General features: G+C 67.5%; 13 protein-coding genes and 1 pseudogene. 8 read left to right on the plus strand and 6 right to left on the minus strand.

Features of this window, described 5'->3' with window-relative positions; all coding sequences use genetic code 11:
* Window positions 1-95: 95 nt before the first annotated feature.
* The gene (locus tag SB771_RS26060) at window positions 96-236 is read right to left on the minus strand and encodes a hypothetical protein (RefSeq protein WP_175659780.1); all 141 of its coding nucleotides are present in this window, start codon (window positions 234-236) and stop codon (window positions 96-98) included.
* A 136-nt stretch (window positions 237-372) separates the two neighbouring features.
* On the opposite strand from SB771_RS26060, the gene SB771_RS26065 reads away from it, so the two are divergent.
* On the plus strand, window positions 373-777 hold the full coding sequence (locus SB771_RS26065; protein ID WP_175660137.1) for a nuclear transport factor 2 family protein: 405 nt from the start codon (window positions 373-375) through the stop codon (window positions 775-777).
* 234 nt (window positions 778-1,011) lie between these two features.
* Here the strand turns inward: SB771_RS26065 and SB771_RS26070 are convergent, their stop codons facing one another.
* Entirely contained in the window at window positions 1,012-1,848 is an 837-nt protein-coding gene (locus SB771_RS26070; RefSeq protein WP_126226457.1) for a helix-turn-helix transcriptional regulator, read from the minus strand.
* 208 nt (window positions 1,849-2,056) lie between these two features.
* Here SB771_RS26070 and SB771_RS26075 point away from each other — a divergent pair.
* A pseudogene (locus tag SB771_RS26075) lies at window positions 2,057-2,322 on the plus strand (LysR family transcriptional regulator); the annotation flags it as partial.
* 13 nt (window positions 2,323-2,335) lie between these two features.
* On the opposite strand, the gene SB771_RS26080 reads toward SB771_RS26075, so the two are convergent.
* The 4 genes from SB771_RS26080 to SB771_RS26095 all read right to left on the minus strand — a co-directional run bounded on the left by SB771_RS26080 (window position 2,336) and on the right by SB771_RS26095 (window position 5,588).
* The gene (locus SB771_RS26080; RefSeq protein WP_175659800.1) at window positions 2,336-3,739 is read right to left on the minus strand and encodes an MFS transporter; all 1,404 of its coding nucleotides are present in this window, start codon (window positions 3,737-3,739) and stop codon (window positions 2,336-2,338) included.
* Between the two features lie 194 nt (window positions 3,740-3,933).
* Window positions 3,934-4,794, minus strand: coding sequence for an XAC2610-related protein (locus SB771_RS26085; protein ID WP_175659799.1), 861 nt, complete (start codon window positions 4,792-4,794; stop codon window positions 3,934-3,936).
* A 48-nt stretch (window positions 4,795-4,842) separates the two neighbouring features.
* Entirely contained in the window at window positions 4,843-5,211 is a 369-nt protein-coding gene (locus SB771_RS26090; RefSeq protein WP_175659798.1) for a hypothetical protein, read from the minus strand.
* Between the two features lie 20 nt (window positions 5,212-5,231).
* Window positions 5,232-5,588: a winged helix-turn-helix transcriptional regulator gene (locus SB771_RS26095; protein WP_175656866.1), complete on the minus strand. Its 357-nt coding sequence runs from the start codon at window positions 5,586-5,588 to the stop codon at window positions 5,232-5,234.
* A gap of 140 nt (window positions 5,589-5,728) precedes the next feature.
* Here SB771_RS26095 and gstA point away from each other — a divergent pair, with 140 nt between their 5' ends.
* From gstA to SB771_RS26125, 6 genes are all read left to right on the plus strand, one after another.
* Complete coding sequence (gene gstA / locus SB771_RS26100; RefSeq protein WP_006749428.1) at window positions 5,729-6,361, plus strand: glutathione transferase GstA; 633 nt, start codon at window positions 5,729-5,731, stop codon at window positions 6,359-6,361.
* Between the two features lie 81 nt (window positions 6,362-6,442).
* Window positions 6,443-6,829 carry a hypothetical protein gene (locus SB771_RS26105; protein WP_175659797.1) on the plus strand — a complete coding sequence of 129 codons (387 nt, stop codon included), beginning with the start codon at window positions 6,443-6,445 and terminating at the stop codon, window positions 6,827-6,829.
* Between the two features lie 91 nt (window positions 6,830-6,920).
* The gene (locus tag SB771_RS26110) at window positions 6,921-8,213 is read left to right on the plus strand and encodes a TolC family protein (RefSeq protein ID WP_175659796.1); all 1,293 of its coding nucleotides are present in this window, start codon (window positions 6,921-6,923) and stop codon (window positions 8,211-8,213) included.
* An 11-nt stretch (window positions 8,214-8,224) separates the two neighbouring features.
* Window positions 8,225-9,748 carry an efflux RND transporter periplasmic adaptor subunit gene (locus SB771_RS26115; protein ID WP_175659795.1) on the plus strand — a complete coding sequence of 508 codons (1,524 nt, stop codon included), beginning with the start codon at window positions 8,225-8,227 and terminating at the stop codon, window positions 9,746-9,748.
* A complete protein-coding gene (locus tag SB771_RS26120) occupies window positions 9,745-12,951 on the plus strand; it encodes an efflux RND transporter permease subunit (protein WP_175659794.1) in 3,207 nt (1,068 codons plus the stop codon). The genes SB771_RS26115 and SB771_RS26120 overlap by 4 nt, the downstream gene beginning before the upstream one ends.
* Window positions 12,948-13,316 (plus strand): copper-binding protein, encoded by a 369-nt coding sequence (locus SB771_RS26125; RefSeq protein WP_175659793.1) that lies wholly within the window; start codon window positions 12,948-12,950, stop codon window positions 13,314-13,316. Before SB771_RS26120 ends, SB771_RS26125 begins: the two co-directional genes overlap by 4 nt.
* Window positions 13,317-13,413: the final 97 nt, after the last annotated feature.

Below are 13,413 nucleotides of genomic sequence, written 5' to 3' on the forward strand. Positions count from 1 at the left end.
TAAAGAGGAATCCGAATAATGGAATGCCGATTGATGCAAACTCGAAACGGCGGTGCTGCCATCGTCGATCAACAGTGCAACGCGCGGTTCATGGCTCAGCAGAGGGCGGCCGATTCGCGCGTGTGCTGCTCGATCACGTGTTCTACGCATGGCCCGGGCAGCAACACGTCGACGCGCTCCAGCGCGGTGACCGCGCCGCGCATCGCGGCAAGATAGCGGTACCGCGAATTGCTCATACCGTCATACCGAATCCACGCCACCCGATTGCTCGCGAACCCTATGCGTGCCGCCGTGCGATTCGACTATGCTGAATTGTCTGCGGCCGGATTTCCGCGCCGCAACGCGGCGAACCGGCGATGGCGGGAGGGCGCGATGAGCGAGCAAAGCAATGTGCAACTGGTGCAGGAGGCGTACGCGGCGTTCGGCAGGGGCGACATCGGCGGTGTCCTGCAAACGCTGTCCGAAAACGTCGACTGGTTCATCCCGGGGCCGGCCGACGTCGTACCGTTCGTCGGCAGGAGACGCGGGCCGCGGGACGTCGCGACGTTCTTCGCTGCGCTTGCGGCGACGCAGACCGCGGAACGGTTCGAGCCGCTCGAGTTCATCGCCAGCGGCAACCGGGTTGTCGTGCTCGGCACGCAGCGCTGGCATGTCCTGTCGACCGGGCGCACGTACGAGGACGACTGGGTGCACGTGTTCACTATCGAAAGCGGGAAGATCGCGAAGTTTGCCGAGTACCACGATACCGCCGCCGAAGCGGCCGCACATCGTTACTGACAGCGCCGCGTGCAGCTGGCTGCCGAGGAAACCCGGTCGTCGCCAATGGCCCGAACGGCCGCACTGGTCGATCGATCGCCCGCATCGCGTGGCGCAGTTGCCGATAGCCGCGCAGGTACGGGGAAAAGCGATCGATGGTAGAGGTGAACGCGGGCGCGAAAATCTTGAAGTCACAACGTTCGCATCGACGGATCTCACCGCGCATGGCGCTGCGCAACCGTGTCATCGGCGCGCTCAGCCAGCGATCGCGCCCCATGCGGCGAGCTCGCGCTTCGTGCGCACGCCGAGCTTCGCGAACGCGCGCTTCACGTACGACTCGGCTGACGCGACCCGCACGCCGAGGATCTCGGCGGTCTCCGGCACGGTCTTGCCGGAGATCAGATGCTTGCAGGTTTCGTATTCGCGCTTCGACAGCTTCACGCCGTCGGCCGCGATCCGCGCATCGAACTGCGCGAGCGGATGCACGTCGGGCGTCGGATGCGCGATGCGCCGCGCGGCGGTGGTCGACGCGTGCAGCTCGAGCAACGGGAACAGCACGTCGCTGATGCTGCGAAAGCGGCTCATCTCGGCGAGCGTGAACGGCGGGCGGTCGCGGCCGCGCTCCAGCGCGATCGAATGCTGCGCATAGCGGGTGCCGCGCGCGAGCACGCATTCGTGGCCGATACGCACGTCGTCGAACAGCCGCTGGCGAAACTCGCCGGGCGGGATCGCCGCGATGTCGCGCACGACGAGCATCGTGCCCGTCTTGCCGCGCAGCCCCGCGAACAGCGGATCGCTGTCGAAAAAGCGCTCGTAGTAGAGCGTCATCACGTCGGAGATTTCGGCGGTATCAGTCTCCGCGCCGATGCCGCTGCTGCCGATCCATTCGCAGCGGTAGCCGGTCGGCATCGCGCCATCGACGCGCGAACGTTCGATGTGCGCGACGTCGAGCGGCACCACATCGTTCAGCAGTTGCGCGAGACGCGGCACGAAGTGCGGCGTGCCGACCGTCTCGATCAATTCGCCGAGCGCCTTGAACGACACGTTGAAGCGATCGGTGTCGCGGTGGGAGGAGTTCACGTCGGGCAGCATGCGGTTCGCCGATGAAAAGCGGGCGCGATTCTAGCGCCGGAAGCCGAAATCGTCATTCAGGGGAAATACCGGCAGGTGTCTTGTCAGCCGTCCTGCCCCGGAAAACGCGGCTTGTCCCCCAACGAAGGGGGCATACCGGCGCAGTATAAATGGGTAACGACGAGCAACGTGGAATGCGACGCCGACATCGAATGGATCGGCGAGATGACGCGTGACCGCGAGCGCGGACGGCATAGCGGCGGCGACGATTCCGATCCTGTCGCGCGGGCATCACGGCTACCTGCCCGCGCATGATGCGGAGCAAGTCGAGCAGCGCGGGCTCGTGAAGGCCGTCGCCGGCACGACATTCGGCTTCGACGTGTGCCACTGCATCTCGCGATGAAGCGCAGCGCAAGCGACAAGCCGATCGTCAACGCGTTCGGCGAGGATCTACTGCGCGCGTCCAGCATCGACGCGGTCGCGCTGCCCGCGTAGCCCATGCGACGACTCAGGCGTCGATGCGTTCGACCTTGCCGACCAGCAGCCCGTACGACAGGCTGCCCGCGAGCGCCATCGCGGCGATGTAGGTGATCGCGCGCGAGAAGTCCGCGCCGTCGACGAGCAGGCCGATCACGATCGGCGTCGCGATCGCGGACAGGTTGCCGATCAGGTTGAACACGCCGCCCGTGAGGCCGAGCAGCCGCGCGGGCGCGAGGCCCGACACGAGCGACCACGTGATCGACGCAAAGCCGTTGCCGAAGAAGGCGATCGTCATGAACGCGATCACCCAGCCCGTCGACGTGACATAGTTCGCGCCGATGATGCAGGTCGAGATCAGCAGCCCCGAGATGATCGGCAGCTTGCGCGCGAAGCCCTGCGACGCGCCGCGCCGCATCAGCCAGTCCGACAGCACGCCCGAGCACAGCACGCCGACGAACGCGGCGAGAAACGGCAGCGACGCGAGAAAGCCCGACTTGATGAAATCCATCCCGCGATACTTGACGAGGTAAGTCGGGAACCACGTGAGGAAGAACCACAGCGTCGAGTTCAGCGCGAACTGGCCGAGATAGATGCCCCACAGCTTGCGCCGGCCGAGCACGACGCCGAGGTCGCGCCACGTCGACGGCGTGCGTTCGGTGCGCGCGGCGACGCGGTCCTCGAGATCGACGAGGCCGCCGCCGTCGCGGATCAGCGCGATCTCGGCCGTGTTGACCCCGCGAAACGCGCGCGGCTCGCGATACACCGCATACCAGATCGCGGCCCATACGATGCCGGCGAGCCCGGTCGCGACGAACACCATGTGCCAGCCGAGATGCACTTGCAGCCATGCAAGCACCGGCGTGAGGAACGCGAGGCCGACGAACTGCCCCGACGTGTAGCCGCCGATCGCGCTGGCGCGCTCGCGGGTCGGGAACCACGTCGTGACCACGCGGTTGTTGATCGGATAGGCCGGCGCTTCGAGCGCGCCCACCGCGAGCCGCAGCACGACCAGCCCGACGAACGAGCCGGCGAAGCCGAGCAGCAGCGTCGCGGCCGACCACAGCGCGAGCGCGCCCGCATACAGCACGCGCGGTGACACCTTGTCGACGAGCCAGCCGCCGGGGATCTGCATCAGCGCATAGGTCCAGCCGAACGCGGAAAACACGAGGCCCGCGCGAACCGGGTCGATGTTCAGCTCCTTGAACAGCGCGGGCGCGGCGATCGACAGGTTGCTGCGGTCGAGATAGTTGATCACCACCGTGACGAACAGCAGCGCGAGGATGATCAGGCGCTTGCGGCTCGGCGGCGCGGTGAAGGTGGCGGCCGCGGGCGCGCGGGCTGCGGAATCGTGGGCGGTGTCGGGTGCTGTGTCGGCGCGCGTGTGCGGCTGCGCCGACGGGTTGGCATGCGTGCGTGACGCGGAATGGGCCACGGTCGTCTCCTGTGTTCTGTGCCGGCGGGCACCCGCGAGGTGGTGCGGCCGGATCCAATGGCATTGGGCGAACGTTAGGGCCGTGGAGCGAGGCGCGTCAACATTTGGACAGGCATCCCTATTAATGGGACGTGATGCGCTCAGTATGTGGGAAAGGGCGGTGCGCGCGGAGAACGCAGCCGCCGCATTGTGGCTCAGTTGCCGGTCGCTTCCTTCGCGCTGACCCAGCCCTGCGAACTGCCGCCGTGCGGATTGCGATACAGCACCTTCAGCCACTGGAAGTCGGCGCTGGCGTCGATCAGTTCGAGCGTATCGCCGGCGACGACATAGCGGCGCGTCGGCGCGTCGTTCATCGCGTCGTGCAACGGCAGGCGCGCCGGGCGCACCTTGAACGTGACCTTGCCGCCGCCGTATGCGTCGGGGCGGCGCGAGACGCGCTTGCCGTGCGCGTCATAGGTCAGCAGCATCGACGGCGGGCCCGAGTCGCCGTCGAACAGGTCGTGCAGATCGTCCGGAATCGCGTCGCTGGACTGATGGAGATACAGCCGGCCGTTGCCGTCGAAGCGGTACGCGTCGGTGTACCAGATCGGCCCGCCCCGGCACGAGCTGTACAGCGTGCGCTCGTTCGGCTTCGCCTGGACGTTGATCAGATCGTCGCAGTTGCCGTGCGGCATGCTGGCCGCCGGCAGGTTCAGCGGCTCGAACCGCTGATGCGCGGCGTCATACAGGAAGATGCCGGAGCGCTCGTTGACCATCCCGAGCGGCGCATAGGCGGCGAGATCGCGGTGGCCGTCGAAGTTGTAGTCGTCGGACGTAAGCCGGTAGTGGCCTTCCTCGTCGGAGATGCCGACGTCGAGCACCTGCGTTTTCCCGCTCGGCAGAAAGCGGATCGTGATGCGCGTGCCGTCGGCGTGTTCGACACGGGCCGTGACGGCGTCGTCGACCTTGAACGTGAGCAGCGGTTTGGCCGCATGCGCGGCGGCAGCCGACGCGCAGCACGCGATCAGCAGCGCGCAGCGGCGGAGCAGCGGTTGGATTCGCGGAGTGCGTGTCATGAGCGGAGTTCGAACGCGTGGGCGGGATGGTATGTCGAGCCGGCCAGCTTACGCGCTTGCGCTGTCGTCGCGATACCCGCTCTTGCCGTCGAAGATTTCCTTCAACGCGGCGCGCAGCGCGACGGGATCATGCTCGCCGGGCGCGAGATGGATCACGTAATGCGTATGGCCGTCGAGACGTGCTGCGGTACGTGCGTCGAGCTCGACGTCGATCGTGTCGCCCGTGACGCGCACCGACAGATCGTTCACGTGCGCGGTGAGCTGGTCGCGCACCATCACTTCGATCGTGGTTTCCTCCGGAAAGCGCAGCAGCGAGAAGCAATAATTTTGCTCCGCGTCGTGGCAATAGATGTTCGCGCAGCTTTCATCGTCGTCGATGTCGGACGTGGCCGCGCCGACGGTGGCGTGTAGTTCCATGATGTTTCTCTGATGTTGAGTCAATTGTGCAGGGCCGCTTGCGTCGCGACGCCGCAGTGCGCATCGCGCGCCTTCAGCCACAACCCGAATTCGCGCATGACCTCGACGACGGGCCGTAGCCGGTCGCCGTCCGCGGTCAGATCGTACTCGACGCGCACCGGCACTTCCGGATACACGGTGCGCCGTACGAAGCCGGCTTCCTCGAGCGCGCGCAGATCGAGCGTCAGCATCCGTTGCGAGATACCGGGCATGTCGCGGCGCAAGTCGCTGAAGCGTCTGGGCCCGTCGAGCAGATACGACACGATCAGCAGTCGCCAGCGGCCGCCGAGCATGCGCATCGCCTCTTCCACCGAACATCCTGTCGCACTCGTTTTCATGCTGCTGGCCCTGATAGGTAACGTTTTTGTGACTACGGCACAAACGACTGCCGTCTTTCGCGCGTCGCGCAGATGCGAGATATTAGCGCCCGCGTCGCGACGAATCGATAGTCCAACCACCAACCAACCCAGGAAAGCGCATGAAGCTCTATCACGCTCCCGGCAGCTGTTCGCAGGCGATCCGCATCGTGCTGCGCGAAGCGGGCCTCGACGCGCAGATCGTCACGGTCGACGCGCGCAAGCATCGCATCGACGACGGCCGCGACTTCCATGACGTCAACGCGCTCGGCTACGTACCGCTGCTCGAACTCGACGACGGCACGATGCTGCGCGAAGGGCCGGTGATCGCGCAGTATCTCGCCGACCGACGCCCGGAAGCGGCGCTCGCGCCCGCGTACGGCACGCTCGCACGCTATCGGCTGATGGAGTGGCTGAACTTTGTCGGCACCGAAATCCACAAGGGCTTCATTCCGCTGTTATATGCGGTGCAGGCGGGGAAATATGTCGAGCCGGTGCGGCAGAAGCTCGACGGTCGTTTCGCGTGGATCGACCGGCAGCTCGACGGCAACGCGTACTTGACGGGCGACACATTCACGATCGCCGACGCGTACCTGTTCGCGGTGACGGGCTGGGGCAAGGCCGCTTGGATGCGCTCGGTGTACAACGCGGATATCGACCTGAGCCGCCATGCGAACCTGCGTGCGTGGTACGAGCGGGTGCGGGCCCGGCCGGCCGTACAGCAGGTGCTCGCCGCGGACGGCCTGACCAGCTAGCGAGCCGGGCGGCCCGGGAGACGGACGAAGCCGTACATATCGCCCGGCCCCGCCGCCATTCGCCGCGCTATAATCGCCGCCATGAAATGGCTTCGGACCTTCATCCTGCTGCTGCTTTGCGCGGTGCTGCCCGTCAGCGGGCTGGCAGCCAGCGGGCTGACCGGTGAATGTCCGATGCAGTCCACGATGTCGATGGATGCGGACGCGGGCATGAGCATGTCCGCCGACATGAGCGGCTGCGATTCGATGAAGGCATCGGCCGCCGACAGCACCAAGGCCAAGGCGAAAGCGAAAGGCATGGCCTGCAAGCTGACCGCCCAGTGTCAGTTCGGCAGTCTCTATCACCCCGCCGCTCGTGCCGATGTCGGCCACCCCGCTGCATTCACCAGTACGATCGTCTTCCACTACGCGCAGTCCGTCCCGATCCGCGACCCGAACGGGTTGTGGCGCCCACCCCGCATCAATTGATCCCGATTTGACCGGTTCACCGCCGAGGCGGTGAGGTTCGTCCTGCATTCAGGACGTGGAGCCCATTCGGGTTCCGACTTGGGGTTACACCATGTCATTCGATCTCTGCACGCCGCACGCGCGGCGTGCGCGTCGGCGCGCGCCCATGCTTGGCGCGGCGCTGCTGGTTGCGGGCGCCGCCCACGCGCAGTTGGCGCCTGTCACGCTGGACGCCGCGCTGCAGTCCGCCACCGAACATTCCGCGTCGATGCAGGCCGCACAGGCTTCCGTGCGAGCCAGTTCCGAGGCAGCCGTCAAGGCCGGCCAACTGCCCGACCCGTTGCTGAAGGCCGGCATCGACAATCTGCCGGTCAACGGCGGGCAGCGTTTCACAGTCGGCCAGGACTTCATGACGATGCGCCGCATCGGCATCGAACAGGAATGGGTGTCGGGCGACAAGCGGCGCCTGCGCACGGCGCTCGCTAACGAACAGGTCGGGCGCGAGCGCGCCGGCTATCTCGCGCAACTCGCCAGCGTGCGTCAGCAGACGGCCGCGGCGTGGCTGAACGCGATCTACGCGAAGCAGGCGCTTGCGCTTCAGCAGGTGTTGCTCGATCACATGAGCCATGAGCTCGAGGCGATCAAGGCGTCGTATCGCGGCGCGAAGGCGGGTGCGGGCGACGTCGTCCAGGCGCGGGCGATGCTCGCGCAGACCCGGGATCAGCTGCTGAAGGCGCAGGAGGCCTACCAGACCGCGCGCATCGCGTTGTCGCGCTGGACCGCCGCGCCCGTCGACGACGTCGCGGGAACGCCGCCGGCCGCGGAATCGTTCGTATCGTCGTTGCCGCCGGATGAATTGCGGTTGTCGCAGCCGACGCTCATCACCGCGGCGGGCGACATCGCCGTCGCCGAAGCCGACACCGCGGTGGCGAACAGCGAGCGCAGCCCCAACTGGACGTGGGAAGTCGCGTACCAGCAGCGGGGCGGCGCGTATTCGAACATGGTGTCCTTCGGCGTGACGATCCCGCTGCCGCTGAACCGCAAGAACCGGCAGAACCGCGACGTCGCCGAGAAGGCCGCGCTCGCGACGAAAGCGGGGCTGATGTACGAGGACACGCTGCGCCAGGTGCAGGCTGATATCCGCATGCAGTCGGCAACGCTCGCGAGCGGCCGCGCGCGGATCGCGAACCTGCGCGACGCGCTGCTGCCGGCCGCGGAGCAGCGCGTCCAGCTTGCCGACGCCGCATACCGCGCCGGCACGGGGTCGCTCGCCGACACGTTCGCCGTGCGCCGCGCGCAACTCGATGCGCAACTGCAGGTGCTTGATGTTCGCCGCGAGGTTTCGCAGACCTGGGCGCGGCTCGAATATCAGGTCGTGCCGCCGACCCTCGCCGCCGCACAATGAAGGAGAACGACATGATGAAGCAAACGCTCGTCCGCGCCGTCCTGCTGGCGTGCGCCGCCGTGGCGCTCGTCGGCGCGGGTTACGTCGCGGGCGCACGCCGTGCGGCAAGCGCGGCGCCAGAGGCCGCCGCTGCGTCGCCGGCCAGATCCGACCCGAAGGCCGGACGCAAGGTGCTGTACTGGCACGATCCGATGGTGCCGAACCAGCACTTCGACAAGCCGGGGAAGTCGCCGTTCATGGACATGCAGCTGCAACCCGTCTATGCGGACGAAGGCGGCGGCACGTCGGGCGTTCGGATCGATCCGGGCCTGCAGCAGAATCTCGGCATCCGCTATGCGGCCGTCCGGCGTCAGGAAGCGGCCGGCGGATTCGATGCGGTCGGCACCACCCAGTTCGATGAGGCGCGCACGGACGTCGTGCAGTCGCGCGTGACGGGCTACATCGATCGCCTGTACGCGCGGGCGCCGATGCAGCGCATCGACAAGGGCGCGCCGATCGCGTCGCTGTACGTGCCGGACTGGCTCGCGCCGCAGGAGGAATACCTGGCGCTGAAGCGCGGCGGGATGGACCGCGACCTGCTGGACGCATCGCGCGCGCGCATGCGCGCGCTGTCGATTCCGGACGGCATGATCGCGAGTCTCGATCGCACGGGCCGCGTGCAGACCCACGTCGTACTGGCCGCGCCGGAAACCGGCGTCGTCAGCGAGCTGAACGTGCGCGACGGCGCAATGGTCACGCCGGGGCAGACGCTCGCGAGGATTTCCGGTTTGTCGACGCTGTGGCTGATCGTCGAGATTCCCGAAGCGCTGGCGTTGAACGTGCAGCCGGGGATGCAGGTCGACGCGACGTTCGCGGGCGATCCGTCGCGGCACTTCGCGGGTCGCATCCGCGAGATCCTGCCGGGCATCAGCACGAGCAGCCGAACGCTGCAGGCGCGGCTCGAGATCGACAACGCATCGCTGAAGCTGACGCCCGGCATGCTGATGCGCGTACGCGTCGCCGACCCGAAGGCGGTACCGCGTCTGCTCGTGCCGTCGGAGGCGGTGATCGCCACCGGCAAGCGCACGATCGTGATCGTGAACCGCGGCGACGGCAGCCTGCAGCCGGTGACGGTGACGCTCGGCAACGACGTCGGCAGCGATACGGAAGTGCTCGCCGGGTTGAGCGACGGCGATACGGTCGTCGCATCGGGGCAGTTCCTGATCGATTCCGAAGCGAGCCTCAAGTCCGTGCTGCCGCGACTGGCAAGCAGCGCCGGCGCCGGCGCGAGCGGGGCCGCGCCCGCGTCGGCACCGAAGGCGGCGACGACTTATGAGACCACCGGCAAGGTCGAAAGCGTCACGGCCGACGACATCACGTTCTCGCATCGGCCCGTGCCCGCGCTCGGCTGGGGCGCGATGACGATGACCTTCGGCAAGCCGTCCGCGACCGCGTTTCCGGACGTGAAGCCGGGCCAGACGGCGCGCTTCGCGTTCGTGCAGAGCGAGGACGGCTACCGGCTGACGAAGGTCGATCCGCTGGGGGGCAAGCCATGATCGCGCACGTGATTCGCTGGTCCGTCCGCAACCGCTTCCTGGTGCTGCTCGCGACCGTTCTGCTTGCGGCGTGGGGTGTCCATGCGCTGCGGCAGACGCCGCTCGACGCGCTGCCCGACCTGTCGGACACGCAGGTCATCGTCAAGGCGTCGTACCCGGGCAAGGCGCCGCAGATCGTCGAGGACCAGGTGACCTACCCGCTGACGACGACGCTGCTTGGCGTGCCGGGTGCGAAAACCGTCCGCGCGTACTCGTCGTTCGGCGATGCGTTCGTCTACGTATTGTTCGACGACCATACCGACCCGTACTGGGCACGTTCGCGCGTGCTCGAATACCTGAGCCAGGTGCAGAGCCGGCTGCCCGCGGGCGCGACCGTGTCGCTCGGGCCGGATGCGACTGGGGTCGGGTGGGTGTACGAGTACGCGCTTGTCGACCGCACCGGCCGCCACGACCCCGGCCAACTGCGCGCGCTCAACGACTGGTTCCTGAAATTCGAGCTGAAGGCGGTGCCGGACGTGTCGGAAGTCGCGAGCATCGGGGGGATGGTGCGCCAGTACCAGATCGTGCTCGATCCGGACAAGCTGCGTGCGTACGGCATCACCCAGGCGGCGGTCGCGGACGCGCTCGGCAAGGCGAACCAGGCATCGGGCGGCTCGGTCGTCGAGCTGGCCGAGTCGGAGTACATGGTGCGTTCGTCCGGCTACCTGCGCACGCTCGACGACTTTCGGCACGTCGTGCTGCGCACCGACGAGGCGGGCACGCCGGTGCTGCTCGGCGACGTCGCGCGCATCCAGGTCGGCCCCGCGATGCGGCGCGGGATCGCGGAACTGAACGGCCAGGGCGAGGTGACGGGCGGCGTCGTCGTGATGCGCTCGGGCAAGAATGCGCTGACGACAATCGACGCGGTGAAGGCGAAGCTCGCCGCGCTGAAGCGCTCGCTGCCGCCCGGCGTCGAGATCGTCACGACCTACGATCGCTCGCAGCTGATCGAGCGCGCGGTGGACAACCTCAGGGACAAGCTGATCGAGGAGTTCGTGATCGTCGGGATCGTCTGTGCGGTGTTCCTGTTCCATCTGCGCAGCGCGTTGGTCGCGATCGTGGCGCTGCCGCTCGGCGTGCTGACTGCGTTCATCGTGATGCGTTACCAGGGCGTGAATGCGAACCTGATGTCGCTGGGCGGCATCGCGATCGCGATCGGCGCAATGATCGACGCGGCGATCGTGATGATCGAGAACGCGCACAAGCATCTGGAGGCATACGGCGATGCGCATCCCGGCGAGCCGATCACGACCGCACGCCGCTGGGAGCTGGTCGCGACGTCGGCCGCCGAGGTCGGGCCGGCGCTGTTCTTCTCGCTGCTGATCATCACGTTGTCGTTCATTCCGGTGTTTTCGCTCGAAGGGCAGGAGGGCAAGCTGTTCGCGCCGCTCGCGTTCACGAAGACCTACACGATCGCCGCCGCGGCCGCTCTCTCGGTGACGCTGGTGCCGGTGCTGATGGGGTATCTCGTGCGCGGCCGCATTCCGCCCGAGCACGCGAACCCGATCAACCGCGTGCTGATCCGCGTGTACCGGCCGCTGCTCGAAGCGACGCTGCGGCGCCCGTGGTTCGCGATCGGTGTTGCCGTCGTCGCGCTGTTGCTGACGGCCGTGCCGGTGGCGCGGCTCGGCGGCGAGTTCATGCCGCCGCTCGACGAGGGCGACCTGCTGTATATGCCGACCGCATTGCCGGGCATCTCGGCCGACAAGGCGAGCGAGCTGCTGCAGCAGACCGATCGGCTGATCAAGACCGTGCCCGAGGTCGATACGGTGTTCGGCAAGTCGGGGCGCGCGGATACGGCGACCGATCCCGCGCCGCTCGAGATGTTCGAAACGACGATCCGCTTCAAGCCCCGCAGCGCGTGGCGGCCGGGGATGACGCCCGAGAAGCTCGTCGACGCGCTCGATCGCACGGTGAAGGTGCCGGGGCTGTCGAACGTGTGGGTGCCGCCGATCCGCAACCGGCTCGACATGTTGTCCACCGGCATCAAGACGCCCGTCGGCGTGAAGATCTCCGGACCGGATCTGCCGGGGATCGACGCGATCGCGACGCAGGTCGAGGCGGTGGTGAAGCACGTGCCGGGCGTCACGTCCGCGCTCGCGGAACGGCTCAACGGCGGACGCTACATCGACGTCGACATCGACCGGCTCGCGGCCGCGCGCTACGGGCTGTCGGTGGCCGATATCCAGTCGGTCGTGTCGTCGGCGATCGGCGGCGAGGACGTCGGCGAGGTGATTGCGGGGCGCGAGCGCTTTCCGATCAACATCCGCTATCCGCGCGAGATTCGCGATTCGCTCGAGAACCTGCGGCAGTTGCCGGTCGTCACCGCACGGGGCGCGCAGCTTCGTCTCGGCGACGTTGCACGCGTCGCGATCGCCGACGGGCCGCCGATGATCCGCAGCGAGAATGCGCGGCTGTCCGGCTACGTGTACGTCGACATTCGCGGCACCGATCTGCGCACCGCGGTTCGCGCGATGCAGCAGGCGGTCGCGCAGCAGGTCGCGTTGCCGCCCGGGTATTCGATCGCATGGTCGGGGCAGTTCGAATATCTCGAACGCGCGGCGGCAACGCTGCGCACCGTGGTGCCGGTTACGCTCGCCGTGATCTTCGTGCTGCTGTTCCTCACGTTCGGCTCGGCAGCCGACGCGCTGCTGCTGATGTCGACAGTGCCGTTCGCGCTGGTCGGCGGCTTCTGGCTCGTCTGGGCGCTCGGCCACGCGGTGTCGGTCGCGACATCGGTGGGCTTCATCGCGCTGGCGGGCGTGGCCGCCGAGTTCGGCGTGGTGATGCTGCTGTACCTGAAGGGCGCGCTGCGGCGCCGCCTCGACGTAGGCGAGCCGCTGACCGATGCCGTGCTGCTCGACGCGATTCGCGAAGGCGCGGTGCTGCGCGTGCGGCCGAAGGCGATGACGGTGGCCGTCGTGCTTGCCGGCCTCGTGCCCATCATGATCGGACACGGCGCCGGCTCCGAAGTGATGCAGCGCATCGCCGCACCGATGGTCGGCGGCATGGTCACCGCACCGCTGCTGTCGATGTTCGTCATTCCCGCCGCATGGCTTTTGCGGCAGCGCCGTCGCGTGCGCAGCGCCAGCCGCCGGCGGCATTCCGATGCAGTTCCTCGCGGCATGAACGTGCCGTCCAACCCCACTGGAGAATCACGATGAAGATGAATCAACTGATCGTCACTGCCGCCGCCGCTCTCGCGACCGGGGCGTTCGCCGTACCCGCGCTTGCCGCGGGCGACATGTCGGGCATGGAGATGTCCGGCATGAAGATGTCGTCCGGCGGCGCGGCCGAATCGGGCACGGCGCTGACCGATGCGGAAGTGAAGAAGGTCGATGCCGCGAGCGGCAAAATTACGCTGAAGCACGGCGCTTTGCAGAACGTCGACATGCCGTCGATGACGATGGCGTTCAAGGCGAAGGACGCGGCGATGCTCGCGGAGGTTCATGCGGGCGACAAGGTGAGGGTGCGCGTCGAGCGCGTCAACGGCACGCTGACGATCGTCAAGCTCGAGAAGGCATCGTAAGCGCGGCAATGCGGGCGGCGCAGCCGCCGGCAGCGACGGCCGCGGCTCACGATGCGGCTTCGTGAACCGCGGTCGGGCGCGTGGATGCGCCCGATGT

The sequence above is a fragment of the Burkholderia sp. SIMBA_051 genome, assembly GCF_046534915.1.
Taxonomy (GTDB): Bacteria; Pseudomonadota; Gammaproteobacteria; order Burkholderiales; family Burkholderiaceae; genus Burkholderia; species Burkholderia ambifaria.

Coding starts and splice junctions, on each gene's coding strand:
- SB771_RS26115 (WP_175659795.1), top strand. CDS start 8,225: ATGATGAAGCAAACGCTCGTCCGCGCCGTCCTGCTGGCGTGCGCCGCC.
- SB771_RS26125 (WP_175659793.1), top strand. CDS start 12,948: ATGAAGATGAATCAACTGATCGTCACTGCCGCCGCCGCTCTCGCGACC.
- SB771_RS26095 (WP_175656866.1), bottom strand. CDS start 5,588: ATGAAAACGAGTGCGACAGGATGTTCGGTGGAAGAGGCGATGCGCATG.
- SB771_RS26120 (WP_175659794.1), top strand. CDS start 9,745: ATGATCGCGCACGTGATTCGCTGGTCCGTCCGCAACCGCTTCCTGGTG.
- gstA (WP_006749428.1), top strand. CDS start 5,729: ATGAAGCTCTATCACGCTCCCGGCAGCTGTTCGCAGGCGATCCGCATC.
- SB771_RS26085 (WP_175659799.1), bottom strand. CDS start 4,794: ATGACACGCACTCCGCGAATCCAACCGCTGCTCCGCCGCTGCGCGCTG.
- SB771_RS26070 (WP_126226457.1), bottom strand. CDS start 1,848: ATGCTGCCCGACGTGAACTCCTCCCACCGCGACACCGATCGCTTCAAC.
- SB771_RS26060 (WP_175659780.1), bottom strand. CDS start 236: ATGAGCAATTCGCGGTACCGCTATCTTGCCGCGATGCGCGGCGCGGTC.
- SB771_RS26090 (WP_175659798.1), bottom strand. CDS start 5,211: ATGGAACTACACGCCACCGTCGGCGCGGCCACGTCCGACATCGACGAC.
- SB771_RS26105 (WP_175659797.1), top strand. CDS start 6,443: ATGAAATGGCTTCGGACCTTCATCCTGCTGCTGCTTTGCGCGGTGCTG.
- SB771_RS26065 (WP_175660137.1), top strand. CDS start 373: ATGAGCGAGCAAAGCAATGTGCAACTGGTGCAGGAGGCGTACGCGGCG.
- SB771_RS26110 (WP_175659796.1), top strand. CDS start 6,921: ATGTCATTCGATCTCTGCACGCCGCACGCGCGGCGTGCGCGTCGGCGC.